Origin of the sequence: Acidithrix ferrooxidans, assembly GCF_000949295.1 — a bacterium.
GTDB lineage: Bacteria > Actinomycetota > Acidimicrobiia > Acidimicrobiales > Acidimicrobiaceae > Acidithrix > Acidithrix ferrooxidans.
Genome location: NZ_JXYS01000101.1, coordinates 1 through 26,423, shown reverse-complemented (window position 1 = coordinate 26,423; position 26,423 = coordinate 1). Strand labels below are relative to the sequence as shown.

At 47.4% G+C, this 26,423-nt stretch carries 20 protein-coding genes; 13 read left to right on the top strand and 7 right to left on the bottom strand.

The window, feature by feature from the left end; translation table 11 throughout:
- Positions 1-1,004: 1,004 nt before the first annotated feature.
- Together AXFE_RS14985 and AXFE_RS14980 are read right to left on the bottom strand one after the other, a co-directional pair.
- Positions 1,005-1,577, bottom strand: a complete 573-nt coding sequence (locus AXFE_RS14985; RefSeq protein ID WP_052606763.1) for a sulfocyanin-like copper-binding protein — start codon at positions 1,575-1,577, stop codon at positions 1,005-1,007.
- Positions 1,574-1,786 carry an SHOCT domain-containing protein gene (locus AXFE_RS14980; RefSeq protein WP_052606762.1) on the bottom strand — a complete coding sequence of 71 codons (213 nt, stop codon included), beginning with the start codon at positions 1,784-1,786 and terminating at the stop codon, positions 1,574-1,576. The genes AXFE_RS14985 and AXFE_RS14980 overlap by 4 nt, the downstream gene beginning before the upstream one ends.
- 1,071 nt (positions 1,787-2,857) lie before the next feature.
- Here AXFE_RS14980 and AXFE_RS14970 point away from each other — a divergent pair.
- Positions 2,858-3,811 (top strand): 1-phosphofructokinase family hexose kinase, encoded by a 954-nt coding sequence (locus AXFE_RS14970; protein WP_052606760.1) that lies wholly within the window; start codon positions 2,858-2,860, stop codon positions 3,809-3,811.
- Between the two features lie 167 nt (positions 3,812-3,978).
- Here the strand turns inward: AXFE_RS14970 and tnpA are convergent, their stop codons facing one another.
- Entirely contained in the window at positions 3,979-4,278 is a 300-nt protein-coding gene (gene tnpA, locus AXFE_RS21620) for an IS200/IS605 family transposase (protein ID WP_082058806.1), read from the bottom strand.
- Between the two features lie 642 nt (positions 4,279-4,920).
- On the opposite strand from tnpA, the gene AXFE_RS21615 reads away from it, so the two are divergent.
- The 3 genes from AXFE_RS21615 to AXFE_RS14955 all read left to right on the top strand — a co-directional run bounded on the left by AXFE_RS21615 (position 4,921) and on the right by AXFE_RS14955 (position 8,176).
- The gene (locus AXFE_RS21615) at positions 4,921-5,130 is read left to right on the top strand and encodes a zinc ribbon domain-containing protein (protein ID WP_160291887.1); all 210 of its coding nucleotides are present in this window, start codon (positions 4,921-4,923) and stop codon (positions 5,128-5,130) included.
- 807 nt (positions 5,131-5,937) lie between these two features.
- Positions 5,938-6,600 (top strand): PAQR family membrane homeostasis protein TrhA, encoded by a 663-nt coding sequence (trhA, locus tag AXFE_RS14960; protein ID WP_052606758.1) that lies wholly within the window; start codon positions 5,938-5,940, stop codon positions 6,598-6,600.
- A 394-nt stretch (positions 6,601-6,994) separates the two neighbouring features.
- Positions 6,995-8,176, top strand: a complete 1,182-nt coding sequence (locus AXFE_RS14955) for an NAD-dependent epimerase/dehydratase family protein (RefSeq protein WP_052606757.1) — start codon at positions 6,995-6,997, stop codon at positions 8,174-8,176.
- Between the two features lie 640 nt (positions 8,177-8,816).
- On the opposite strand, the gene AXFE_RS14950 is transcribed toward AXFE_RS14955, so the two are convergent.
- Entirely contained in the window at positions 8,817-10,364 is a 1,548-nt protein-coding gene (locus AXFE_RS14950) for an AMP-binding protein (RefSeq protein ID WP_052606756.1), read from the bottom strand.
- Positions 10,365-10,658: 294 nt separating this feature from the next.
- On the opposite strand from AXFE_RS14950, the gene AXFE_RS14945 reads away from it, so the two are divergent.
- The 5 genes from AXFE_RS14945 to AXFE_RS14925 all read left to right on the top strand — a co-directional run bounded on the left by AXFE_RS14945 (position 10,659) and on the right by AXFE_RS14925 (position 17,404).
- Positions 10,659-10,883, top strand: coding sequence for a hypothetical protein (locus AXFE_RS14945; RefSeq protein WP_052606755.1), 225 nt, complete (start codon positions 10,659-10,661; stop codon positions 10,881-10,883).
- Positions 10,884-11,575: 692 nt separating this feature from the next.
- Positions 11,576-12,679: a Gfo/Idh/MocA family protein gene (locus AXFE_RS14940; protein ID WP_052606754.1), complete on the top strand. Its 1,104-nt coding sequence runs from the start codon at positions 11,576-11,578 to the stop codon at positions 12,677-12,679.
- Positions 12,680-13,369: 690 nt separating this feature from the next.
- Positions 13,370-14,458 carry an ABC transporter substrate-binding protein gene (locus tag AXFE_RS14935; protein ID WP_152626134.1) on the top strand — a complete coding sequence of 363 codons (1,089 nt, stop codon included), beginning with the start codon at positions 13,370-13,372 and terminating at the stop codon, positions 14,456-14,458.
- Positions 14,451-16,262 carry an ABC transporter permease gene (locus AXFE_RS14930; protein ID WP_052606752.1) on the top strand — a complete coding sequence of 604 codons (1,812 nt, stop codon included), beginning with the start codon at positions 14,451-14,453 and terminating at the stop codon, positions 16,260-16,262. The genes AXFE_RS14935 and AXFE_RS14930 overlap by 8 nt, the downstream gene beginning before the upstream one ends.
- 38 nt (positions 16,263-16,300) lie before the next feature.
- Positions 16,301-17,404 (top strand): ABC transporter ATP-binding protein, encoded by a 1,104-nt coding sequence (locus tag AXFE_RS14925; RefSeq protein ID WP_052606751.1) that lies wholly within the window; start codon positions 16,301-16,303, stop codon positions 17,402-17,404.
- Between the two features lie 626 nt (positions 17,405-18,030).
- On the opposite strand, the gene AXFE_RS14915 is transcribed toward AXFE_RS14925, so the two are convergent.
- The 3 genes from AXFE_RS14915 to AXFE_RS14905 form a co-directional block, all read right to left on the bottom strand.
- Positions 18,031-19,461, bottom strand: coding sequence for an NAD(P)(+) transhydrogenase (Re/Si-specific) subunit beta (locus tag AXFE_RS14915; RefSeq protein ID WP_152626137.1), 1,431 nt, complete (start codon positions 19,459-19,461; stop codon positions 18,031-18,033).
- Positions 19,462-19,466: 5 nt separating this feature from the next.
- Complete coding sequence (locus AXFE_RS14910; RefSeq protein WP_052606749.1) at positions 19,467-19,769, bottom strand: NAD(P) transhydrogenase subunit alpha; 303 nt, start codon at positions 19,767-19,769, stop codon at positions 19,467-19,469.
- Positions 19,770-19,830: 61 nt separating this feature from the next.
- Entirely contained in the window at positions 19,831-20,943 is a 1,113-nt protein-coding gene (locus AXFE_RS14905) for a Re/Si-specific NAD(P)(+) transhydrogenase subunit alpha (protein WP_052606748.1), read from the bottom strand.
- 752 nt (positions 20,944-21,695) lie between these two features.
- Between AXFE_RS14905 and AXFE_RS14895 the strand changes: the two genes are divergently transcribed.
- From AXFE_RS14895 to AXFE_RS14875, 4 genes are all read left to right on the top strand, one after another.
- Positions 21,696-22,712: a hypothetical protein gene (locus AXFE_RS14895; protein WP_052606746.1), complete on the top strand. Its 1,017-nt coding sequence runs from the start codon at positions 21,696-21,698 to the stop codon at positions 22,710-22,712.
- A 48-nt stretch (positions 22,713-22,760) separates the two neighbouring features.
- A complete protein-coding gene (locus tag AXFE_RS14890; protein WP_052606745.1) occupies positions 22,761-23,339 on the top strand; it encodes a TetR/AcrR family transcriptional regulator in 579 nt (192 codons plus the stop codon).
- A gap of 318 nt (positions 23,340-23,657) precedes the next feature.
- Positions 23,658-24,980, top strand: coding sequence for a glycoside hydrolase family 3 N-terminal domain-containing protein (locus AXFE_RS14885; RefSeq protein ID WP_052606744.1), 1,323 nt, complete (start codon positions 23,658-23,660; stop codon positions 24,978-24,980).
- A gap of 821 nt (positions 24,981-25,801) precedes the next feature.
- Positions 25,802-26,353 carry a hypothetical protein gene (locus tag AXFE_RS14875; RefSeq protein ID WP_052606742.1) on the top strand — a complete coding sequence of 184 codons (552 nt, stop codon included), beginning with the start codon at positions 25,802-25,804 and terminating at the stop codon, positions 26,351-26,353.
- The last annotated feature ends 70 nt before the right edge of the window (positions 26,354-26,423 follow it).

The window sequence follows — 26,423 nt, the reverse complement described above, 5'->3', positions numbered from 1 at the left end:
GTGTAGTCAAAAGAATTGCCGTATTTGGATCTGTGATTTGTCTCCTGGAACTTTGTGACTCAATTGATCCTGAATTTTATTTTTCGATCAATACAACTCACCGCTAGAGACAGTTCTGCATTGTTGGGTGCCGATCACAAGGGAGCCGCCTAATATTTTTATTAGAGGTTACGGGTTGCTTTCCTCTTTTAAATTTCGCAAGTTTCTCCTTTCGCAAGTTTATGATGGAGGTATTAGCTAGTTTAACTAATACCTAGATCGACGCTTGGATCGACAACTGGATCAGCCACTTAGTCCTGCTGTGTGCTTTGATTATGATCTTGGTAGGCCATGGCTCTTTGGCGGCGCCGGAAATTGAAAAACTCCTACCACCTCCAAGGTGACGGTAGGGATGAAGTTTTCACCTCCAGGAAGTACCTTGGCCCATAGGATTGCGCTGCCTTGATAGACTGCCTCCATGCTCAAGAGGCCAATAATAAGGTAAAATAGGTTTTCGGCCCAGATTAAAATCTGATTCAACTTGATGGTCTGGGAGCCAACTCCCCAAAACTAAAAGTATACATACGAACTTGTCGCTAAGTGGTGGAATCAGCCGAGGCAATGGGTGTGACTAGGGTAGACCTCAACCGCTGATTCGAAGGCGAAATAATAGCAACGCTAGAAAGAGTATTGATGGATCGACCTCCTGCGGAGCTACCCCTGGGAAAGGGCCCTAGTGAGGCGCCCGCACTTTGGTAGAGGTTTTTGGCATAAGGAAAAGCGTTGCCATAGGGGTTTTAGTTCATGAGCGACTAGCGGAGTTGGTCTTTCCTTGGTTTCTTTGAGGATTGCCTTTAGACACGAGTTCTTACAGGGATATTTATTCATGACAATCAATTCGCCGACCGCTTGTCCCTAGCCTTCGCATCCTTCTTGTAATACTGTTAGCGCAGATATTGGGTAACAGTAGCTGATCCTGGCTATGAGGTTGAAGTTTTGATATTTGATAGCTTTTTTATTAGTGGCTACGTAACTGTAAAGCTTGAATACATCCCATTCGTATAGTGCCAGGGAACATCGCAAAGAAGTTCGTACTTTCCAGTTGCTAGTTTAAGCGTTATCCAGCTCCTAGAACCTGCCACAATTCCGCTACCAGCTCCAGCCCCGCATGAGGTGGATGCTTCGCCAAGGCTTTGAGATTCGTTTATCTTTCCGTTTTCAGCGACAGTTCTGGTCCCAATGCCTGCTGCTGGCATTGGCAACACTAGAAATTCGTGGTTCAGTGATCCATAGTTGCTAACCACAAATGTGATTTGACCAGCATGAACTATCGATGGGCTCGGATTCAGAGCCAGCATCATTATCCCATGTCCCATCATTGACCCATGTGCCATCTCTGAGCCTCCATGGTCGTATAAGCCAACCTGAACAACTTGTGCTGCTGGGTTTTGAGGCTGACAGCTCCCGCTCGCTGTGAGAGAGTGTATTGTACTTTGATGGGTCGACGAAGCGACACCATGGACGATAACTGTGGATGCACCAGCAAGAATAATGACCCCAGTGGCTATAAATCCTGTGGTTCTGAGTTTTAGATTCACCTTTTTCCTCGGAGTGTTTCGAGCGTTCTTTGATATTCGTCAGGGTTGATCTCTCCGTGGGCAAGACGATTTCGAAGGATGCCCTCGACATCTGCTATGCCTTGTTCGGCTTTTTTGTTAGTATTTTTGAAATGTCTTAGCGCGATTACAACGCCTAATGCCACTACCGCCCATAGCAAAATCATGGCAACGGCCATTAGGATCCACATTCCGCTTCCCCATCCGCCGCTTCCTCATCCACCGTTTCCCCACATGTACATCATCTAAATTCCTCCAGTGGTCCTTAATTCATTGATGCTACGATTCGAGCGACTCACCTACTAGAGGCATAGGTCATCGTTTGTTCCCCGAACGACACGAATAACAAGAGTTCATTGGAATGACTAGGGATTTGTGTCTAGCTAGAAATTATCCTTTGAATTAATTGGAGTCATCCTTCTTAGGGTCCATTTTCGTTGAAACGCCTTTAGGGACATAGCCATCTCGTATTGCGTGGGTAACTAGGAAATTGGATGGTCACTCGACCAACCCAAGCACCAAAGGAGAACCACTGATGGCTTAGCTCTCGGATAATTTCTGGTTGGCGAATATTGACCACTACTATCTTTTGGCTGGGTCGACTGGTTGAAAGCGGGGTAGCCAACCCGTTCATTTTGCGTTGTCACGGTGCAATTTAGGCTGACGTTGCGAGGGCTTATTGCAGAACCTCTTCTTTGAGCTAGTTTGGATTGCATGCGCACCGCCTAAGACAATCCTCGATCTGTAGGTTTCAAGCTTGTTTTGGCCTGCACTTGATGCGATCCTATTGGGCGCTTGTTGTTGGGGCGCTTGTGTTTTGTTTGAAAACTAATTCGCACCAAGCAGATCCATAGAATAAATGGGAATCAAGTGCCGTTACTAAAGAATGGTCTCTTATTCTAATCTATCGGGGTTATAGTCGAAAAGACTTTTTGAAAAAATTACACTATTTCAGCATGATTAATTAGATTAGCTAATAACGTTACCTTAACTTTTTTCAATTGGCAAATCTGATTGAAAAAAGTAGCAGTGGATGGATTTTCGTTGTGGCTTTTTTGGCAGTGATCTATAGATTCCCTTTGAGGGAGTTGTCTATGGACCAGTTTAGGTTTATTTGGAATTTACCCATGATCTGAGTACTCGGTGGCTATATTCTGGCTGCTCTTTGTTGCCTAGGTTAGGTTGTGGCTCTTGTTTTTTTTCAAGCAGACGATTTTGGTAATGGTTGTTTTTGATATCCACATCAAGGGGATTGGGTTGTCATGACCGAAAACGAGATGCCACCGATCTCGGTGCTGACGTTGAATCCTGCGGTAGATATATCCTATGAAATTGAAGAGCTCCATGCAGACCAAAAGAACTATGCAAGGGTTACCAGGAATGATCCTGGTGGCAATGGCGTAAATGTTGCTAGAGCTTTAGAGCGCTTGGGCCTTTCGCCTCGCCATTTTGGCTTTTCCGCAGGGAAGATTGGCTTGTTGTTAAAAGAGCTTCTTCACGAGCAATTGGCCGATGGTCGCTGGATAGAAGTAGAAGGTGAGACCCGGCTCAATGCCACATTCATACAGGCAAGTCCGCCGGCTCAGTTTGAGATAACAGGGGTTGGTCCGTACATTCCTCCTGATGCAGCCGAATCCCTTAGAAGTCAATTTTTAGATCATTGTTATGGTGGCTATGGGATCCTTACGGGTTCTATGCCTCCTGGAATTCCATATGATTTTTATTCGAGGATGCTCGACGACCTAGACAAGGTTGGCGCTCGGTCGATTTTGGATACCAATGGCTCCCATTTGCGCTTAGCGATTGAGCACTGTCCATTTTTCATAAAGCCCAATCAACATGAGATCGAGCAATTTTGTGGTCGGCGGCTCCATGGCCTTGAGGATATTGCTATAGAAGCTAAGAAGATCCATGAATCAGGAGTAGCCTATGTTTGCGTCTCAATGGGTCGAGATGGTGCGCTCTTAGCATGTTCAGAGGGAACATTCTTTGGCTACGCTCCACGGGTAGAATGTAAGTCCAGTGTGGGAGCCGGTGATTCCATGGTCGGTGGAATGGTTACAGCGCTCATAAGGGGAATGGGTTCCAAGGAGATGTTGGCGCTTGGTGTAGCCTGTGGTAGTGGTACGTCGCTACGAGTAGGCACCGAACTCTTCATTCCTAGCGACATAGATCATCTGATTGATATGGTCAGGGTCGAATCAATCTTGGTTTGAACCAGCGGAAGCGCAATCGGTTTCCGTAAGGGAGGGGTCAAGCTACCTCGTTCTTTCTCGGTCTACCTGATTTCCCTCTTGGGAGTTTTTGGTACCCTATGTACTTTCTCACCGTACTTTCTCACCGTATTTCTTCACTTTCTCTAATGGTGCTCCACCACAAGACACTATCGACTATGAGGGTGACCAGAAGTGGTTCCCCCACAAAGCATCTTGGGCTTCCGGCCAGTTCTTTGGCTTGCTCTCATGGCCGATAGCGTCTTCATAGACATCACCATCCTTGATAAAGCAACTTTGGGTGGATAGCTAATCAACAGGTGCGCATGATTGCCCTCTGTCTCAAAAGCATCGGAGATGGAATCAAAACGAGTACACACTTCAATGAGAGCGGATTTGATCTCGTCACTTACTCTGTTCGTCATTACATAACGGCGATATTTAGATATCAATACAATGTGTGCATGTATAGCAAATGCCTTTTATGGTGCCAATCATCGATCGTATAATGGAATATAGCATCTAGCAAATAATGCTATTTCAGATGTAGAAATGGTTAGTAAAAGCCCACAGTACACAACGGCTATCGTGCCTATCTTCTTGACAGGCGTATCCTATCGCCTAGCTCACGACTCATGCCATAGGGCGGCACTGTTATGGAACCAACGCGTCGATTGGGTTCATGGCCGTAACCGTCAGTGTATTTGCTGAAGGTGACTGTTTTCCTTTATTGCTATCCACTCGACCGGGGTAGCAATAAGTCAACTATCCCCGATTTATTTTCTTGCTTGTGTCAACTCCTCCCCAAGTAGATCGGTAATGGAGATTGGTTCGTCACAGGAGGGACAATATCCCCCTATTCCTACTCGAGCCATAAAGGTATTACACTCTAAGCAGCGTTGTTCCCCGAGGGATCGTTCACCGCAACCGCTAAATACATAGACGGTGAAGCGTCGATGTGACTTTGGAACTGTGACTGGAGAATGTCACCTATATCGCGACGTCATTAACCACAACACCGCCACACTCATAGTTGGTGACGTAAGAGGGATAGAAAAACATAGTAAAGCCAAACGATCCATGGGTCGCCACGGTCGCCAGCAACTATCCCAGTGGTCAAGAGGCCCTCAGAGCAATACCTCAATGAGAAAACTAACTTAGAGATACAACCCCTAAACGAGTCATACTCTAGCCAAACTTGCCCCGCGTGCTTAAGACGCAAGCGACCATCAGGTCGGCACTACCGATGCAAGAACCCTATCTGTGGGTTCAGCTGTCATCGAGACGCCCTAGGAGCAATAAACATTCTCCAATTGGACTAGATACAACAATCTTAGTCACGTATCTTCGAGCTGAAAAACATTGGTCACCCGATCAACGCAAGACACACCAAAAGGTGCATTGCCGTAAGGCCAGAGCCCGAAGTAGTGCCCAGAACCGGGCCTTGTCTGAGATACCTCAGACAAGCAAGCCGAAACTAGCAAACTCATCTACCAGTGCTAATTCATTAGCACCAGACCAGTCGGTCCCGGTGGCGCGATGGAAGTGATGTCAGGTAACCCCAACCAAACAGACGGAGCCAGAAGCCCCGTCCGTGAGGGCGGGGAGGTTCACCTACGGAAATGACATTTGATCGGAGAGTTATTAAAGGCGTATTGACACATTGGTTTCTATGAAGGGTTGGGGCCCTTTCGAGCATTGACTAATTCATTAGCTCTGAGACCCTGAGGCTATCGAGCGCCTAAAATAGTGCTTGGACAAACTGCCATTTTTTGTCTCACTACTTCTCGTTTTGATTACAGCAATAAGATATTTCTCTCTGATCTTGTGAGAGTTATTCAGTTTGTTGACTTTCGGTAAGATCTGAAGGGTGCCCTAAAGGGCGATCTAAAGGGTAGTGGGCGCGGCAAGCTTTTTGCAATTGTACCCAAGTGCTGCTTTGGAACAAAGAATTGAGCCATATCGAGGAGTCTTACCTCTTCTTGGATCGTCTAAAGTGGATCTCCCTAGAAAGGCTACCTTCGGCGATAAACAATTTGAGTGCGAAATCAACGGTAATGACGTATTTCACTCTTGGTAAACTCTGTCGCTTATCTTGCGGAGGCCCAGTTCGTGCTAAGATAGTAAGGGTGTCTTCGCTCTCACCTGATACCACGGGATCGCCAGTAAAACCAAAATACCGAGGCGTTTCGCATCAAGGGGCGTTTTTTGTCTTCATAGCATTGGGGATTTATTTACAGTTTGATGTAAATGGTCTATCCAATCACCTTATAACTCTCGTTTATTCGATATGTGTTACTGGAATGTTCGGAGTTAGTGCCCTCTTTCATCGTCATACCTGGTCGCCAAAGGCACGGCGTCTAATGCGACGTGCCGACCACTCGATGATCTTTTTAGCTGTCGCTGGAACATATACACCCGTTGCATTTCTAGCGTTGTCACCCTTTTCCCGCAATCTGATTTTGGCACTGGTATGGGGCGGCGCCATCGGGGGCATCGTCATGAAACTTCTTTGGATTGATGCCGCAAAGTGGTTAACTGCCGTCATCTATGTAGCCCTGGGCTGGGCCGCAGTTGGAATCCTTCCACAACTTCTTCATAATGGTGGTGGATTGGCTTTTAGCCTCTTGGTAACTGGAGGCATCCTATATACGATAGGTGCCGTGGTCTATGCATTCAAGCGACCTGATCCATCTCCCACGATCTTTGGCTATCATGAGATCTTCCATGCCTTAGTTATTGCTGCTGCCCTTTGTCACTTTGGGCTCGTCTTAGTTCTGGTGAACAAGTAGGCACACGTTTGATCGACGGTATATCTTTGGAATTTAAATTCCTAGGAGTTGCTTTAGATGTCTCTTTAGTTAAATGCATAGGTTTCGCTTGATTTAATCTTTGCATAACATTCCCCTGGCAAGATTCAAGGGAGTTCTTAAATTCGCGGTTAGCGTTCCTTTGGATTGTTATCTGGGTCATTTGATGGCGGTTTAGGGTTCTTTGATTTGGTGCTACAGAGTGTGGAATTCAGACCGGATTTTGATCGCCCGCGCATATGAAAATGTGACAGATAGTGGCTAATCCATGAAGCGATTAGAGTTAACTATAATGTTTGGCCAATACTAGGCGATAGCTAATGTATTACCCGCGTGAGTGACATGTTTTTGCAAGTTGGTAGGAGTAGAGAGTTTGATGAAGAAGATTATTGTTCTTGGTGGTGATGGTTTTTGCGGATGGCCTACATCCCTTCACCTGAGCTCGCTCGGTCACGAAGTAATGATCGTCGATAACATGTCAAGGCGTAAGATCGACATCGATCTTGAGACCTCTTCGTTGACACCAATTTCGAATTTAGGTGAGCGGATCTCTACCTGGCATGAGGTCTCCGGCAAGACGATAGAGTTTAGAAATTTAAACCTAGCTTCTGATTTCGATCGATTTGTCACTATTTTGCGCGAATTTCAACCCGATGCAATAGTTCATTTTGCTGAACAACGCTCTGCGCCCTATTCAATGAAGTCCACTGATAATAAGCGCTATACGGTAGATAATAACGTTCGGGCTACGCATAATGTCTTGTCAGCAATTGTTGAGGTGGGGGCCGATATCCACCTAGTACACCTTGGCACTATGGGCGTCTATGGCTATGGATGGGCGGGAGACTCGTCGATTCCTGAAGGTTACTTAGAGGTTACTCTAGACACCTCTTCGGGTCCCAAGCGCAAAGAGATTTTGCATCCTGCGGACCCTGGCTCGGTCTATCACATGACCAAGACTCTTGATCAACTTCTCTTTGCCTTTTATGCTAAAAACGATCGCATCCAGGTGACCGACTTGCATCAAGGTATCGTATGGGGTACACAGACCGCACAGACGGCACTCGATGAGCGATTGATTAACCGTTTTGACTATGACGGTGACTATGGGACCGTCCTTAACCGCTTTTTGATGCAGGCTGCTATTGGATTTCCTCTGACAGTGCACGGCACAGGGGGCCAGACGCGAGCGTTCATCCACATCAACGATACCGTTCGATGTATAGAATTGGCGATCTCCAATCCACCTGAACGTGGTGAGCGACCAATGATCCTAAATCAGGTGACAGAGAGTCATCGGGTTCGTGACCTGGCGGAGATGGTCTCTAAGATGACGGGTACTGAGGTTCAGTTTTTGCCGAATCCTCGGCTTGAGGCAAATGAGAACACTCTAAACGTCGAGAACAATAAGTTCTTAGACTTGGGCTTAACCCCTACGACCCTATCTGAGGGTCTTTTGGCAGAGGTTCGAGACATCGCGCAGAAATATTCCTTTAGAGTTGATCGATCCAAGATTCTAGCTAAGTCTTTGTGGCGCAAGGGAATGATCTCTCAATAACTGCGCTTAGCTGCTGGAATTCTCCTCGAAAAAAGAGAGGCTGAGGGATCTCTGACGAATTAGTGATAGGCAAGCAGCTATTCATCTGTTAGTTGCACCTAGTGATCAAATTGGTTTGATCACTAGGTGCAAGTTTTTAAAGATCCAAGGTACCGTGAGCGATGAATCCAACTATTGAGACCTAGGAGACGATTTAATAATTAATTTTTCAATGATTTTGGAATTAGAGCTGTTGTGGGTCGCATCTTCACCGATAACCAACAATATGTCACTCAAAAGATCTACTTAAAATAGGCGACCTTTGAATCGTTAGATTTTTCCTATCTCTATTCTCTGGCGAAAAGGAATCGTTGCTTCTCGGAGATACCTAATGAGTTCACTCATTATGATGCATCCAATACAAGGTTCTTTCTCCAATACAAGGTTCTTTCTCCAATACAAGGTTCTTTCTCCGGTGCTGATTCTCGCGAATACGAGAGTCACATACGCCTCTTTCTACTCGGCCGATATTCCAAGTGGTATTAGCTCGCTATAAGTGATGAATCATCCCATAATCAAAAGTAGCATCTGCAAACTGATGGCCAGGGTAGATATCATATCGCCGACCTCAACTGGGCATAGACGATATAAGGGCCATGGGCTAGATTATCTTAGAGTCCCTATCACGCCAATATTCGTCGCGCAATAGACGCTTGTATAGTTTTCCAGTTGGGGCGCGGGGAAGCTCGAGCCGAAAATCTATACTCCGGGGGCATTTTATCGGAGCGATCAATGAGCGGCAATAGTCGATTAGTTCACTTGCTAGTTGTGGCGATGCGATCGATGGGTCGAGCAGTTCCACCACGGCTTTGACCTCTTCGCCGAACTCTTCATTTGGAACTCCAATTACGGCTGCATCGGCTACTAAAGGGTGAGTAATGAGAATGTTTTCAGCCTCTTGTGGGTAGATATTCACGCCGCCAGAGATGATCATGTAGCTGCTTCGGTCGGTGAGGTATAGGAAGCCATCTGAATCAAGATGGCCAACATCTCCCAGAGTGCTCCAGCCCCTGTCATTGTGGGCACTTTCCGTCTTGGCTGGATCATTATGGTACTCAAATTGTCCACCATTGGCGAAGTAGATGACGCCCTCACTACCTATTGGGGCATCAACTCCTTCGTCGTTTAGAATGTGTATCTCGCCTAAAAGGGCTCGTCCAACGGACCCAGGATGAGCGAGCCAATCAGTTGGCGAACAGGCCACATAGCCATTGCCCTCTGTTCCTGCATAGTATTCATGAATTATTGGTCCCCACCAATCCATCATCTCTCTCTTGATTTGGATTGGACAAGGTGCCGCGGCATGAATGATGGACCTAAGGGATGTCAAGAGGTACTTGGACTTAGTCTCTGGGTCGAGCTTTAGGATTCGAACGAACATCGTTGGCACCACCTGGCTGTGGGAGATCTTGTACTTCTCCACATATTCGAGGTATCTCTCGGGATCAAAGTGATCCATGATTACCACGGTCCCACCTAAGCGATGAGTGGACATGCAGAATCTCAAAGGTGCTGCGTGATATAGAGGTGCGGGGGAGAGGTAGATGGTACTCTCATCGAAGCCATACAAAAACGCCATTAGTTGAGTTAGCCTAGGTAGCGCGCCGCCGAAGGGATCATTCGATAGTGGCCACTTAATCCCTTTAGGTCGTCCGGTTGTTCCTGAGCTATAAAGCATATCGTTGCCTTCAACAGGAGTTGGTGTAGCGGCGGTTAGGTCCCTGGTCGAGTAATCCCTAAAGGCACTCCATCCGTCTTGTTCTTCGCCTAGAACAACTCTTCGTAGAACATTGTTTTTGCCCTCTAACGCTGCATCGATTAGCTCTACCTTTGAGGGTGAGGCGAATACGACTTTTGCTCCACAGTCTTTTATGATATAGGCGACTTCATCGACTAAGAGGTGGGTGTTTAGTGCTGTATAGTAGATCCCGCTTCTTTGGGCTCCCCAGGCAATTTCAAGAAGCTCTGGTTGGTTCTCCATCATTATGGCTATCGAGTCTCCAACTCCTACCCCTAGAAGGTTTAGGTAGTTGGCAAGAGCAATTGAGCTTGCCTCGAGTTCGGCGTAGGTGACGATTGAACCGTCGACTGCACTGATTATGGCGGGCTTGTCAGGTGGTATCGGTGCCACTGTAATTTGACCTGTCATAGTTTTCTCCAATTGCTGGTAGCGGTGCGTACCTAATTTTTTGGGCGGCCAAGTTCTGGAATCTCGTAGAATTGACCTTTGGGGTCGGTTACCCAAAAAAACTTATCACGCTTAAATATGAAGGGTCACACTTTTTTAAATCTGTGTCATTTAATTTGTAACTTATGAAGGTGACGATTTTGTCCATCGAATCTGCCCCGGAACGGCGGTGAGGGTCGTTGGGATTAAGGCCTTTAGTAATTTTTGAATTCTGTCGATAACGCTAGAGAGCGTTAAGCTACGAGAGGAGGAAGATTGAACTCTATTATGGCAGGCGGAAACGCAGCGGGTGGTCTTGCGAAAGCAGTTATGAATCTACAGCAAAAGGTGATGTCTGAACTTATTGCAGGTGGAACACACCTGGCCAAGGCGGGTCCACCGAGCACACAGGCCGCAGCGCCAACATCAACGCCCTCTAATGTCTATAACGGCCAAAATGCCAAGGCTATGTTGGCCCAGGGTAGCGCCCTGTACGGGTAACTCTTTTGAGCCTATGGAATTCCTTTGTCAACAATTGAGTTTCACGGCAAATCAGAGCTGATTCGTTGGGCAAGAGCCGAATTAATTTGATTGTAAATTCCAATTATTAAAGCATTTGGATTGAGGCAGCCGCCGCCTCATTCCTGTCAAAATAAGAAAAGGCAAGAACCTACTCGCCTCAAAGTTCGCGTTGTGTAACAAGCGCGTTCTCGATACTGCCCCAGTGGGATATGCAAAAGTTAGTCATTCATCGTAATTCTGATTAATACCAACTGCGTGCGCTATTTATTTTGACAATCTATAAATTGACTTGGTATCGCGGCCTTTTAGGTTATCTTTGGCTAAGGTTGACCTTTGTCGAGAAGTTCGTTAGAAGAGCTATATCTTCATACGTCCACATCCAATTTAATCGCTAAAAGGTTGATCAATCGATGTTTTCGAAAGCCCTTTCGGGGAGATTCAGAGGGTGGTTGATTCTTCGATCTTACCCCCATGGTTATTAGATAACTTTGCCCTAAATCTTTCATGTGGCTCAAACCTTCCAATCTTTCCCTTTTATCCATTGAACTGATCCATTGAACTGGGCATTCGATAGCAAGGTCGCTAGAATTGCAGCCCAGGATATCTCTCCTGTGTCAATCAATCAATGATCTATTGGCGGGGCGAATAGAAGTCTATTTAAGGTGGAAATAGTGGACAAGACGCTCCGTATTGGTTTTGTTGGTTCGGGGTGGATGGCGCGCGCTCACGCTCATGCGATCAGGACGATTGGAGAGTTGGGGTGTTTGCCTTTTGTGTTGAAGTGTGATGCTATTGCCGGTCTTCGCTATGAGAGTACAATTCGGGTTGCTTCTCGACTGGGATTTGAGCGTCCAATGCGGCACTGGGAGGAAGTTGTTTTCGATCCTGCAGTTGATATAGTTGCGATACTTGGCCCCACCTCAAACCATTTCGAGATGGTTTTAGCTGCTTTGGAGGCAGGTAAAGCGGTCTTGTGCGAAAAGCCTCTCGCCCCGAGCCTCCGAGAGTGCGAGCAGCTGGCGCAGAGAGCTAATAGATCAGGTTGTCTCTCGGCGCTGGGATACAACTATCGTTTTGTACCGGCCATAACCCTCGGAGTCGAGCTTTATAGATCCGGTCGACTCGGTGAGGTACGCTCTTTTCGCGGGATATACAATCAAGGCTGGGCAATCTCCAAAGAAGCTCGAAAAGGGTGGCGATTTGACGATGTGCTGGGTGGATCGGCTGTTGGCGACTACTCGCATGTTATAGATTTAGCACATCTATTTGTTCCTGGCTTTGAAGTTCTGTCATCAGGCCTGTTGTCGTACAATGCTGAGAGCGGTAGCACCGCAAGGATTAAGAGCCAGACAGCTTCCGAAGATGCCTTCGTCTGCTTGGGAATGGGACCTGGGTCCAGCGTTTCGTTAGAGGCGTCTCGAATTGCAACCGGCTATAAAAACTTTCTCTTCCTGGAAGTCACGGGCTCGCTTGGATCGATTCGATGGAATCTGGAAGATCTAAATAGGCTCTACTTTTATGATGCTTTGACGGATAAGGGCTTTGGCGGCTTTGTGGACATACTTGTAACGGAGCCCCACCATCCTTATATGGAAAATTGGTGGGCGCCGGGTCACATAATTGGTTGGGAGCATACCTTTGTTCACGAATGGATTGAATTCATAGGGCACTTTGCTGGCTCTAAAGTTACTACGAACCCGACTATGATTTCGAGCTTTGACGATGGGGTTTTGGTCGCTAAGACTTCGGAGGATATTCAAAAGCTAGCGATCTAGGGCGTCTTTAGAGCATGAGTACTCGAGAGTGTCAAATGTGTAATCCAAAATATTTAAAGGCGTACCAGTGGGACCTTGTTCTTAAAAATTATGCCTTATTTCACCGTTGAGATTGGCGTTCTACTGTCTGTGACAGCGGTGAAATATCCATTGTTGGAACTATCGCCGAATCCGGAGCTTTTCGCTTGATCCAGCCTTGAGACCGAGCATTCATATGAGGGCGTGACTACTTTGCTATGGCCCTGCAAGTCCCGACTTGGATGAGATTCATACCGACCTAAAGTAAATGCATCGCTATGGGTCCAGTTGGTCAGGGAAAATCAGGCCATGGCATCGCAATAGTCAGTATCGATGCGCCTTTAGGTAGGTGCGATCGTTTTTTGAGCGCCACAATAGTTTCTTACATCTAAATCCTTGGCTCTAAATTCACCCTAGCAATAGTGGATCGATTGATTGGGAGGAGCCCTGTACCGAGTCTTTGACCTTCGGTCTTACAAAGCTTTTAGGTAGGTTGGCCAACCCATAGAGATCTGGTCTGTGTATCGATAGATTCATAATTTTTCGTATTTTTAAACTTAGAGTTTCCTGAATTTATCCAAAGAATTTGTTTACTAACTGTTAGCTAAAGCTTGTCGTAGATTTGTTGACGGTTTACTCTATCCGTTAAAGCGCCCAAATAGCTTGGCTGTCATGACAAACAAGAACCAAGCACCAAAGTTTGCTTCCAAAATAATAGGACAAACAAGACTAAGACGTTCAATAACAGTTGCAATGTTTTTTGGAACGACATTGGCCGCCTGTGGATCATCAGCATCGGCCACAACCTCTGGAACTTCCACCGCAGCCAAGACGCCGCTTTATCTGCTTTCCTCAGAAGGCTATGACTCTGCAGAATGTTCCGCATTTCAGAAGGCGACTGGAATCGTCTGCAAGCTCTCAGATAATAGCACGGGACCTACATTGGCTGAGATTCAAGCAACCAAGAATAATCCTCACTGGGGCGTGGCTTGGACCGATGGGAATGCACCATATGCTGCACTCGATCTCCAGGGAATGCTTCTCAAAAACTTTGAGCCAACCACTGGGACCCTTACCTCTCTTGGTCAGAAACTTGTACCGCCAGATAAGAGCTACATCCCTACGGGTCTTACTACCGCAGGAGCATTTATCTACAACTCTGCAATTGTAAAGACACCTCCTCAAACCTGGCAAGATCTACTTTCGCCGCAGTGGAAGGGCAAAGTTGGAATGAACAATCCAGCAGTGGATGGTCCAAGTTATCCAATCTTGGCAAGTCTCTTCAAAAGCCTCGGTGGCGTAAGTCAAGGCGAGGCATTTATGACCAAGTTGAAGGCCAATGGCTTTTACGTCTCGTCCAATAGTATCGCGGATGATCTTTTGGCTGGAAAAGTAGAGATCGCAATCGGTCAAAATACTTCTGGACTGGGACGCGCTTTCAAGAACCCTAACATAAAGGTTTACTATCCAAATCCTTCGGCAGCGCTTCCGAGCACAATGGCAATTGATGGCAAGGCATCGGCTGGTGAGATCGCTGATGCGAAGGCTTTTGCGAATTTTGTCTATAGCCCAGCAGGCCAAAAGGTTATGCTCTCTGGAGATCCGCAGGGAGATTCGCAATTCTTCCCGATCATCCAAGGCAGCGTAGCTCGTTCTAATGTGCCAGCGGCCTCTTCGATTCCATTTAGCTTCCCAAATCCATACAAATGGGGTCCTCTAGAGGCCTCGATCAATACCTGGTTCACTACTAACGTTGCTTAAAGAGAGCGTTCCTACCGTATCAACATCTGGCGGGGGTGCATCGGCAAACGATGATGCGCCCTCGTCGCGCCCAAAGGGTTTATTGAGCGGCCTCTCTTTTGAGAAGGTCGCACTGAACTCTGCGCGGCCACTGCTTTGGGTCATCCTCGCAGTTGTCTCTATAATCCCAACCGTTAGCTTTTTGATCTTGGCGTTCTCACCTCGCCACTTTGATCAAGGAGCCTCGTGGTTTGGAATTGTCTCCTTCCGTCAGTCGCTCTCGGGCAACGAATTGGCTGGAATGCGAAATAGTATCCTTATTGGAATCGGTGCCTCTTTGATTGCAACGGTTCTTTCGGGGGCCTTAGCGTTGATAACTCAGCGTACCGATCTTCGGATTGGCCGTTGGATTCCCTCTGGTCTCTGGGGTGTTCTGTTAGTTCCTACCTATGTAGTTGCCGTTGGTTGGGAAGAGATTCTTGCGTCTGGGAATCTATTTTCTCAGATAGGTTTGGTCTCTCCTGCCCTTCGAAACCTCTTCTTGGGGCCACTTGGAATTGTCCTTATCCTCGGATTTTCCGGCGTTCCTTTTGCCTACTTTGCCATGGCTCCTGCTATTGCTGGACTCGGACGGAGGTACGAAGAGGCTGCGCGAATCCATGGAGCCGGAGTGTCAAAGACCTTTAGAACAGTTGCACCTATTATATTGCCCGCACTATTTAGTGCATTGATAATCGTCTTTGCGGAAGCTCTAGGAGATTTTGGTGTTGCGTCGACCATCGCCGCTAATGCTAATATTCCTGTTGCAACTACGAATATCATGGCAGCAATAGCAACGTTTCCTACTAACTTCCCAGAAGCCGCTGCGGTAAGTTGGTTTTTAGTTTTGGTGCTTGGTATTGTTCTTAGCGTTCAGAACCGGGTCCTTCGAAAGCGTAACTTTGCTGTTCTCTCTGGTAGGTCAACCTTTGGAACGAGGGCCCATCCAAGCGGAGTCCGCCGCTTTGGTTTGAACGCATTTATGGTTGCATTCTTCTCACTTACTCTGGCGGTACCTGCGCTTGGGGCTGTTATTTCGACCCTTTTGCGTCCATATAGCGCATTTAGTTGGTCTAATCTAACTTTGAGTGCATATACGACCCTCTTCTCGGGACAATCTCTAGGTGGGCCAATTTTGGTCTCGCTGAAGATGGCTACCATCAATGCAAGCCTGACCTTGATCATCGGTCTAGCTATTGCCAAGGTTCTCACCTCGCCCAAGCCTGGTTTTACTGGACGGTTGACCGACGTAGTCTTGGTAGGTTCTGTGGCGCTGCCTGCTCTGGTTCTTTCGGCCGGCTTTATCTTTGTCTTCAACCTACCACTTACTATCAGCCTCGGCATTAATATCTTTGGAACCTTGATCCTTTTAGGTATTGGCTACTTGGCGATAGCGCTGCCATCTAATTCCCGTCTTTTGATGGGCCCTGTGGCGCAATTGGATGGCTCTTTGATGGAAGCTGGGCGAATGCATGGTGCAAGTACCTTTCGGGCCTTTCGCAAATGCGTGCTTCCTCTCTTGGCTAAGAGCATGGTGTGGGCGTGGTTGTTGACCTTTGCTTCCACCTTCGGTGAGCTCCCAACCTCTCAGATGCTCGCTCCAACTGGGGTTCGCACTATGGCCACTGCTATTTTGGCGTCTTTTCAAGCCTCGCACTTGGCTGCAGCTACCGCCTTTTCGGTGGTTCAGATGTTGATTGTTTTAGGCGTTATCGCTTTGGTCCAGGGTCTCTTTAGATTCCTTGCACCGATTGGATGGAGAACTATTGGAATGGTGCGACGTTGAACTTGCAAGCCCCTAGTTCTTATGAGATTGGATTTTAAATGGTTGATAGATTTATCAAAGCAAAGGCACCTGTGATTATCTTCGACTCGGTCGAGAAGTTTTACGGAGAACAAAAAGCCCTTTGTGACATCAATATGACGATCCAACCAGGTCAATTTACAGTTCTGCTTGGACCATCGGGAAGTGGAAAGTCCACCATGCTTCGATGTCTTGGTGGTTTGGAGCATATCGATTCCGGGGTGATTCGTTTTGGTGATGAGATTGTAAGCTCCTCCAAGGTCCACAAGGCGCCAGATCGTCGTAATCTATCCATGGTCTTTCAGGATTTTGCCCTATGGCCTCATATGACCGTCTTTGACAACGTAGCATTTTCTCTAGGCAGAACCTCCATGGATAAGAGTGAGGCTCAAAAGCGAGTGATGGATCTTCTGGAGAGAGTTGGCCTTGCTCACTATTCCAGCCGCTTTCCCTCTACGCTCTCTGGTGGAGAGCAGCAGCGAGTCTCTTTGGCGCGTGCGCTTGTTGGAGCCCCTGACGTTATTCTCTTTGATGAGCCACTCTCAAGCTTAGATGCAGATCTTCGCGAGCGACTTCGAGTTGAGATCGCCGACCTTACTCGCGAGGCGGGAGCTAGTGCACTTTACATTACACACGATCAAAGTGAGGCATTTGCATTGGCTGACGTGGTTGGTGTTTTGAATAAGGGTGAGCTCGTCCAAGTTGGAAAGCCCGAGGAGATCTATCGAGCACCGGCATCGCCATTTATCGCTCAATTTACGGGTGTGGCGGGAGAGCTATCCGGACGGGTTACTCAGGAGTTTGAGAACGGAATTTATCGGATCGAAACGGCAGCTGGAATTCTAGATGCACGCGGTGGCGGATCTGATCGCCTGGAGTGCCAAAACGTGACACTTCTAGTTCGAAGTGCTCCGATTCGTCTTATAGCGAACGCCTCTGGAGCCGGGGAGCTTCCAGGAAGGGTAGTGGATGTGGCCTTTAGGGGCCGAGGATATGACCATGTGATTGACCTTGGCCATGGTCGTCGCCTTCTCGGTGTCTTCTCTGAGGATCGCTGGGAGCGAAATGAGATAGTTGGTGTTCGGATTCCGCCGGAGGCTTGCATAGCCTTCCCGTTGAATTAGCCACTTCGACCTCAACGCCAATCCATAACTAAAGAGAGAGATCGACTTAGATTTTGACTCTAGATCCCATGGCTTGTAGCTCTCGCTTCCAAGCCATGGGATCTTTATCTTTTTGCTCTTTTTGTGTCAAACTCTAATCGGCTAGCGATTGACGTGACTTGCTTTTATTCGCTGAGTCAATTTCGATAAATGATTTATTTGCCAAGACCTTCTTTGTTGTGGGGGACTATGAGCGGTAGTCGAAGATGGTACGCACCCTTGCGCGGTCTCATCCCCTAGTGGAGGTCCATCGTTATTGATAGTTCGAAAACGGATTCTTAGCTAAGAAGTTCACCTGTTCGCAAGTCTCAATATTCACCTGGTCGAAAGTTGAAAAATACTCAGATCCGATTTGTGGTGTTGGGCGGATTCAGTCTCGGCTCGGAAGATGCGTGGCTCCAAAGAAGGATTGCAAGTTCTTGGACGTGGTGGCTTTGGTGATATCGGCGGAATTGAGAAGGGGTGGTCAGAAAATAGACCAACTTGTGGTTTTGGGCTAAGTGGCTTTGCTAGTTTTAGTTCGTTGGCCTTTGATTTCCAAGTCCGCAGGCGCTTCCAACGGCGGACTTGGAAGGTGGAATTTTACCCTATGAGGCCTTGACGCTTGCGAGCAGGGCGAGCAAGGAGTCTTTTGCATCTCCAAAGAGCATGATAGTATTAGGGGCATATAGAAGTGGGTTGTCAACACCAGCAAAACCCGGTCGCATCGATCTCTTCAAAAAGACGACGTTCTTAGCAGCGTCTGCATTGAGTATCGGCATCCCATAGATCGGGCTACTTGGTTCGTTCCGAGCAGCAGGATTTACGACGTCGTTAGCTCCAACGACAAGGACCACGTCAGCGTCTTTGAATTCGTCGTTGATCTCGTCCATCTCGCGAAGTTGCTCATAGGGGACGTCGGCCTCTGCAAGTAGGACGTTCATATGCCCGGGCATTCTTCCTGCGACTGGATGGATGGCATAGGTAACTTCAGCCCCCTTTGCCTCAAGTGCCCGAGCAAGATCTCGTACTGTATGTTGTGCTTGGGCGACGGCTAAGCCGTATCCGGGAACGACTATTACCTTCTTGGAATAAGCCAAGAGAACCCCAATATCCTCTGCATTTCCGGTGCGGACGCTGGAGGTGCCGCCCGTGGTTGAATTCGAGGCGCCAGATGGCTGGTCTATCACTTTGCCGACGCTGGCGAACAATACGTTTCGAATTGACCGCCCCATTGAATCCGACATCATCTTTGTCAAGAGGGTGCCTGAAGCACCGACCAAGGTGCCGCCAACGATCAAAACAGTGTTGCCTAGGACAAATCCACTAGCAGCGACGGCAAGGCCCGTAAAGGCGTTCAAGAGGGAGATAACTACCGGCATGTCGGCGCCACCGATGGGAAGTACGAATGCAACACCAAGGATTATTGCAAGTAGAAGTAGCACGCCAAGGATCGCCAAGCCGGTTCCGAAGGCTATAAGGTAGATACCGATTACAACTATAGCCAGGAAGACCGCTGCATTTATGAAGCGCTCTCCCTTATAGGTGATTGGTACCCCGGTCAGGATCTCTTGCAACTTTGCGAAGGCGATGATTGAACCCGAAAAGCTTATCCCGCCTATAGCAACCGAGAGGATACTTGAGAGTGCAGTTATGACTACGCTGCGATTGGCTACGCTAAGTCTTAGATATTCGATTACCGCTACAGTAGCTGCCGCGCCTCCTCCAACGCCATTGAATGCTGCCACCATCTGTGGCATTGCTGTCATCTTTACTTTGCGTGCCGAGAAGCCTCCAATGACGCTGCCAATAATGACGCCTATGACGATTAAGGTTATCTGGTTGCCATTTGGGTGGATCTTGGTAAGACTTGCCGCAATTGCTAGTATCATTCCAAATGCAGCGATGAAGTTTCCACGGCGGGCACTTTTGGGCGAACTGAGCCCCTTTAGTCCCAAGATGAAGAGGCTGGCCGATATTAGGTAGATGAGCGCCAAAGTATTTGACGAAATTAAATCTACGCTCCCTAAGAGATTCATATCGCTCACTTTTTGACCTCGGTCTGACGGCGAGTCTTAAACATCTCGAGCATGCGATCAGTTACCACGAATCCACCTACTACATTTATGGTGGCCAAAATAACCGCTACCAGGCCGAGAGTTTCACCGAGAAGGCCGGTGGTTGAAGCGGTAACGGTAATTGCGCCAACGAGGATGATTCCATGGATCGCGTTACTCCCTGACATAAGTGGCGTATGTAAAATTGTTGGAACCTTTGAGATGACCTCGATTCCTACGAATGCCGCTAAGACAAAGACGGTCAAGAAGTTAAGGGTTGCGGTTGTCATAGTTCGAACTCCATTTGCAAGTTTGGCGGTTTATTGATTTGTGGGAGAGACTTTACTACCTTCATGCTTTTGGCTTCCATAGGAGTTGCCCATCGTGACAAAGGCACATTGCGCTTAGGATCTCGTCCTCGAGATTTACTGAGACCGAATCGCCACTTATCAGTAATGAAAGGACATTAAATAGGTTGCGAGAGTAAGTTTGACTGGCATGACTTGGTACTTTGGTAGCCAAATTGGACTCTCCGATGATTGTTATCCCTCGGTAGGTTACATCTTCACCTTCCTTGGTTAGCTCGGTATTGCCCCCGCTTTGTGCTGCTAGGTCCACGATCACCGATCCCGCTCGCATCTCGTCGATCATCGATTTGGTTAGGAGGATCGGGGCCCTACCTAGTGGAATGGCTGCAGTTGTTATAACCAGATCGGCATTGGCAATCTTTGTCGTTAGGAGTTCTCGTTGTTTTGCGAGGTACTCTTCGCTTTGGGCGCTCGCATATCCGCCTGCACCTTCGGCTGCTTCAAGAGGAAGTTCAACGAATTTTGCACCCAAACTTTCGACCTCTTCACGGGCTGCTCGTCGCACGTCAAAAGCCTCCACAATTGCACCTAGGCGTCGGGCAGTGGCGATAGCACCGAGACCGGCGACACCCGCACCTAAAACAAATACACGGGCTGGGACTAAAGTACCAGCAGCTGTCATGAGCATCGGCATAATCTTTGGAAGGCGACTAGCTCCCGTTATCACCGATTGATATCCAGCTAGGGCTGCTTGAGAACTCAGTGCATCCATTGATTGAGTTCTGCTTATTCTCGGTAGTAGCTCAAGCGAAAATGCGCTAACTCCCACTGAGGCTAATTTGGCTATTATCTGGCCGTTATGCGCAGGTTGTAGGAGGCCAAGTAAGATTGACCCTTTGGGCATCATCTCAATTTCGCTCTCTTGAGGGGGCCCTACTCGCAATATCAAATCCGAATCTTCATAGAGCTCTTGTGAGGTAGAGACTACCTTAGCTCCAGCATCTAGGTAGGCAATATCGCTTATGAAGGCGCCTTGGCCTGCGTTGGATTCAATTACGACATCGAGTTGCTTGCCCTTCATCTTTACAACCGAATCGGGGACCGCTGCCACTCGGGTCTCATTTGGACTCTGTTCGTTGGGAATGGCTACTTTCACGAACCTAACCTCGCTTTGTTTTTGGTAACATCTATAGCTTCACAAAAGTTAGAGTCAGAATTTGGTTCTCCTAGATTTTGTGGTAGTTATCGCCGATATAGTACTTAATCTCTTATTTTTTCTAGCGAATGAAACGCCAACCCGTAATTTCATTCGATGCGTCAAATCCCTTCCCGTGCTTTTTGGCCGATGCCGTTATGTCACCGTCTAAATTCTGTGTTCTTGCCGCCAGTTCGTGACTCTAACACCAATACATTCGAATGTAAAAATGAGATAAGTGCACGCCAGGATGGATCGTTTAGGTACGAACTAAATTTCGGTAATTCAATTTGTGATCGAGTCGTACCTCTTTAGATCTTCTGAGGTCTCGGCTATTTATAATTGTTAGTCCTTCGGGTTTGGTGATAGTTAGTTTGATCTTTCGGGATTTGGATGGTTGGTCTCGGTAGAAACAAAGACCACAACCTATAGTGATTGTCTTGGAATCGTCTTGGGGTACCACTTGGTGCTATTGTGTGCGCAACAGGCCTTTGCGATTGGGCCTTTGCGATTGGCAAACTGGGCAATCCCGCGATCTCTAAATGTCCTAGTCCCATTGCAGATTGTCGCCAGATAGCCATTCGTCTTTTAGCAACCTAAGTTGAACGCCTAGACAATGCGATGAGGTGACAAAGTTCACCCCCAAGTTTGGTGGGTGGAACGCCTCTGTGAATTAGACTGACTGGTCAGTACTATAAAAGAAAGGTCAGAGAATGGCTCAAGGAAAAAGACCCCCAAAGATTCTTCTATGGCTGCTAGGTCTCGTAGTTCTGTTAGTTCAGATGGGCTTTATAGCGTCATACGCAGGGGCATTGCACTCGCCTAGCCCGAAAAATATTAAAGTAGATCTTGTGGCTCCACCGGCGGTGGCTAAGGCAATTGTGCACGATTTTGCTGCCAATAATCTGTTGTCATTGCAGGTTGCATCAAATGTGAACATAGCTACGGATCGTCTAAAGAGTGACAAAACAAGTGGTGCACTTATTATCAGTCCATCGAACGGTGAACTCTTAGTTGCCTCAGGTGCAGGCCCTAGCGTGGTGCCAGTGTTGACGACGGCTTTTGGAGCTGTTGTCACATCTTTGCATTTGAAGTTGACGGTCAGCGACGTGGCTCCACTAAGGGCCACTAATTCCAATGGGTTGGTCGAATTTTACCTAGTGATCGGCCAAATCGTCGGCGCCTATCTGTTTGCAGTTGTATTGGGCCTCTTTGGCGGTATGACGCCCAATACAGCTTCCAAGGGCCTTTATCGCTTGCTTCTGCTTTTGATCTACTCTCTCGCATCTGGTTTTATAGGGGCATTTTTAGTTGAAAATCTTATGGGCTATCTAAGCGGTAACTATTTAGAGGTTGCGCTGGTCGGTTCTTTGGTAGTTTTTGGCGTAGGAGTTTTCACTGCAAGTCTTCAGGCTGCAGGGGGAATAATTGGCACTGGAGTTATTATTGTACTCTTTGTGGTCCTTGGGAATCCTAGCGCTGGAGGACCATGGCCAAATGTTATGTTGGGTAATCCATGGCGAACCTTCGGGCCATACCTGCCAAATGGCGCTGGTCTCGATCTAATACGCCGTGTAGTTTACTTTGGCGGTTCTGGGAGTCTCAAAGATCTTATCGTCCTATCTTCCTACCTTTTAGCTGGGCTAATAATCTTTGCAGCCATGGTTGTTAGGGGTAAGCCTCTTGTTGCACTTGATACGGAGAATGACGACTCAATTGAGTCTGAATAGCGCCAAGACTAATATTTACTATGACATTTATAGCCGGGAGGCGTGATCGTGGGACAAGAAGTTGCGGCACTTTCAAAGAGTGTACTTGACGCTAAGACCTTGGCTATCTTCGAGGCAGCAGTGGAGCTCTTTGGAGCTAAGGACTACTCGGGAACCACCATGGAGGAGATTGCGCTTCGTGCCGGAATAGCAAAAGGAACTCTCTTTTACCGCTATAAATCAAAAGAGAAACTGATGGAGAGCCTTCTTCTGGAAGGTATCTCCACCCTGCTTGGTCATATCGATTCGATTTCAGCCTCTAGTGACGTTAGATCATTTGTGGAGGTCATCTTTAGATCCTCCTATGACTTCCCATCCTTTACTGCACTGTTATTTGCCGAGCTTTGGCGCAATGATCGACCGTGGGCCAAGGTAACCAAAGAGATAGCTTCGAAATTGCGCTCTAAGGTTATGGAGGTATTTGACCCCTGGACACTTGGTCTAGATCCAATAATCGTCTTTAGTACAATCAGCCTTTCGGGTTTAGAGGCAGCCAGACCACAGGGGGAGGAGATCGGATCGATCGACGAGACAATAGTCGCGCTCTGTGGAGCCATTGAGAGGATGACTGGAACTTTCTCCAACTAGGAATAACTATCAAGCACGAGGCGTGGTTTTAGTTGCGAGTTGGATCTCAAGGCTGCTTCCCCGGAAGCCAAGGTCTATATGCGTGAGCCCAAGTGTCAATTGGGACTTGATCTATGCCTTGTTATTTGAGCAGCGTTACTTGAGACAGCGTTATGAAAAAGTTTCGCCAGTTTCTTATTTTTTTTGACGTGTTTACCTGAAGCTAAGCGCTACCTTTTTGGGCTATTACCTACTTCGCAGGGCTAGGCGTCTCCCAAGTGATGACAATGTGAAATGACACTCTAGAATTGCCCTAGTGGGTGGACTCTGGGTAAGTCAATGAGAAAAAATAGCCATGGAATTATCGCCGTTGCTCGGCGAAATCCAGCGCGAGCGTTGTTTTTAAAGCCTAGCTTCGTCTTTCTATTCTTATTGTCGATTATGGTCAGCGCTTGTTCTGGTGGGATTGCATCCTCGAATCTGCCGCCTTCCAAGGCTAACTCTCAGAAGGTAGAGCACAAGCAAGGTGGCTCTCACCAAGGTAGCCCCGTCGCCTCATGGGTAAAACCAATTCCTGTTGGTGACCGAGCTAGAGTCAAATTGGACATATTAGACAGGGTTGGTCCGTCGGTGAGTTACAACCTCGATCAGGTGCCCCTTGGCGAGTTGGCCTCGACGGTTTTAATCTCTTCTGCATCAGCCACCGATCTAACGAGTGCTTTAGGTGCGGTGGTCGATGGCGTGGGCGGTATCGTTCTCTTCGGAGGAGTTGGACCAAATAATTTAGCTGCGCAGATCGCAGCGCTTTCGAAGCTAGGTGGAGGTATTTTACCTCCACTCTTTATGAGCGACTCCGAAGGTGGAGCGGTTCAGAGGTTAACCAATCTTGTTACAAACGTCGTCTCTCCAAGGCAGATGGCATCGTCGCTTACACTCTTGCAAGTGGAAGGGCTAGCTTCGGAGGTTGGTATATCGCTGGCAAGTCTTGGTATCGGAATGGACTTAGCTCCAGTTCTAGATTTAGATAATAGAGTTGGGCCATCGGCGACAAATCCTGATGGTAGCCGTTCGTTTTCTATTAACCCACAAATTGCATCGGCATATGGTCTTGCATTTCTTAGGGGCCTCTCCGACGGCGGAGTCTATGGGGTGATCAAACATTTTCCTGGATTGGGTGGTGCTAACGCGAACACCGATCTAGCTCCGGCCACTACTCGTTCTTATGCATCGTTGAAGGCTGGAGGATTATTGCCATTTGAAGCGGCCATTGCAAGCGGAGCGAAATGGGTAATGGTGACCAACGCAAGTGTCCCAGGGCTCAGTGCTAGAGTTCCATCCACTTTGAGTCCCAAGGTTATGCAGTATCTATTGCGTGGAAAGTTAGGTTTTAAGGGGGTTGTCATGACGGACTCTTTGGAAGCTGGCGCCATCTATTCCTATCAACCCGATATCGCCAAAGCCGCCGTGGCCTCCCTTGTGGCTGGTGCTGACATGGTTATGGTAGCCGGAGGTGGGGGTGCTCAACCTCAGATATTCTCAGAAGTTCGAGCTGCCATAGTCTATGCAATCACAGCGGGCCAAATCACAAGAAGTCAAATAGAGACTTCGGTAGGTAGAATTTTGGTGGCTCGTGGCGTCCCTAGGAGCGAGATAGTCTATTAGCTAAAAAGTAAACTATATTAGATCATAATACACCCGGCTTCCCTCAAATACCGTCTTTAAGCCCTTGAGAGATCCTTCAATTTTTATGATTTGTACCATATAAACTAAAAATAAGCTTCAAAATGGTATCATTATATCTAAGAGTATGATTATTAATCTTGCAATTTTCATCACATATTTTTCATCACATATTTTTCATTTCATTGCCTGCGTTTAGCTTGTAATACGTTGTGATTTGTTACCTAAATAAGTCTTCTTATCTATTGCTAAGGTCTAAAATTTAGTTTCAATGTTCATGATATATAGGTTTTGGTTGTTTGAAATTAGCAAATGAAGAGAGTTCACATAAGCCGGGATCGCTAAATGCTGTCCTATCTGGCACCGAGAACCCGAAACCCCATTTCAAGATGGCTTTAGATCCAAGTTGTCCATTGGTTCAAGATCTTTGGGTATTGATGCTGATTTTGCCTAAGACCCCGACTTTTATCTTGACCAAGTGGTCGAATATGTCAGGTTTTATCTGCCATTAAATGGTGGACCACGTGCAAATATGGAATTTACTTGGCCTGCGAAGCGAGCGCACTAAACCAAAGATTGCTCGAGATCTAGCCCAAGAAGCTGGGGTGACTCTATATCTTGACGTGACATTGAGGTAAAGTCTTCTAGGGGAGTGCGAGTTGACGAATATCTATTTCAATAAAGCCTTTGTTGCATGGTCGTACGGTTCATATTTTGTAATCGTAACCCCTAGGTGTCAAGGGAGTTGGCATCTATTCGAATAGAATACCAACCATGCAGGGCGAGAACTTTGATCGAACACGATGAAGCCTTATCCCAAGGATCAAAAAGAAGCTGTTGTCAAGAGGCTGAGGGAGCTGTTGTCAGATCCCAATGCACCCAGAGGTGCAATCGCCGATTTGGCTAAACAAGTCCAGATACCAAAGACAACTATCTACATCTGGAATCGTGAATTAAAGGACCAGATAGATCGCCAAGATCCAACTAAGCGAACTCCAGCCAGTTTATGGAGTTCAGAGGCTAAGTTCCAAGCCGTGCTTGCAACTGCAACAATGTCTGAGTTGCAACTTGGAGAATACCTTCGCACAAAGGGAATCTTAAAAGAAGAGCTAAATGACTGGCGTATTACCTGTTCAAAGGCGAATGACAAGACTGGTGAAGCGGTATCCAAATACAGATCTGCACTAGCAAGTGAGAAGGTCAGATCAAAGAAGTTCGAGTCAGAGCTAAATAGAAAAGAAAAGGCACTCGCAGAAACTTACACATTGCTGGAGTTGCTAAGGAAAAGCCCAGGCGACCTGTCGGGGACAAAGAGGTCGAATGACCTCCCCTTCAGATCGCCTACTTGTAAGTAGAACTTATTGAGGAAGCTCATAACGGCGGAGCTAGGCTTAGACTAGCGGTCAAGGAACTTGGACTGTCACT

Excerpts from the sequence above, each read along its gene's own strand:
- AXFE_RS14980 (WP_052606762.1), bottom strand. The coding sequence starts at position 1,786 with ATGTGGATCCTAATGGCCGTTGCCATGATTTTGCTATGGGCGGTAGTG.
- AXFE_RS14970 (WP_052606760.1), top strand. The coding sequence starts at position 2,858 with ATGACCGAAAACGAGATGCCACCGATCTCGGTGCTGACGTTGAATCCT.
- AXFE_RS14955 (WP_052606757.1), top strand. The coding sequence starts at position 6,995 with ATGAAGAAGATTATTGTTCTTGGTGGTGATGGTTTTTGCGGATGGCCT.
- AXFE_RS14950 (WP_052606756.1), bottom strand. The coding sequence starts at position 10,364 with ATGACAGGTCAAATTACAGTGGCACCGATACCACCTGACAAGCCCGCC.
- AXFE_RS14935 (WP_152626134.1), top strand. The coding sequence starts at position 13,370 with ATGACAAACAAGAACCAAGCACCAAAGTTTGCTTCCAAAATAATAGGA.
- AXFE_RS14925 (WP_052606751.1), top strand. The coding sequence starts at position 16,301 with ATGGTTGATAGATTTATCAAAGCAAAGGCACCTGTGATTATCTTCGAC.
- AXFE_RS14915 (WP_152626137.1), bottom strand. The coding sequence starts at position 19,461 with ATGAATCTCTTAGGGAGCGTAGATTTAATTTCGTCAAATACTTTGGCG.
- AXFE_RS14910 (WP_052606749.1), bottom strand. The coding sequence starts at position 19,769 with ATGACAACCGCAACCCTTAACTTCTTGACCGTCTTTGTCTTAGCGGCA.
- AXFE_RS14895 (WP_052606746.1), top strand. The coding sequence starts at position 21,696 with ATGGCTCAAGGAAAAAGACCCCCAAAGATTCTTCTATGGCTGCTAGGT.
- AXFE_RS14885 (WP_052606744.1), top strand. The coding sequence starts at position 23,658 with ATGAGAAAAAATAGCCATGGAATTATCGCCGTTGCTCGGCGAAATCCA.
- AXFE_RS14875 (WP_052606742.1), top strand. The coding sequence starts at position 25,802 with ATGAAGCCTTATCCCAAGGATCAAAAAGAAGCTGTTGTCAAGAGGCTG.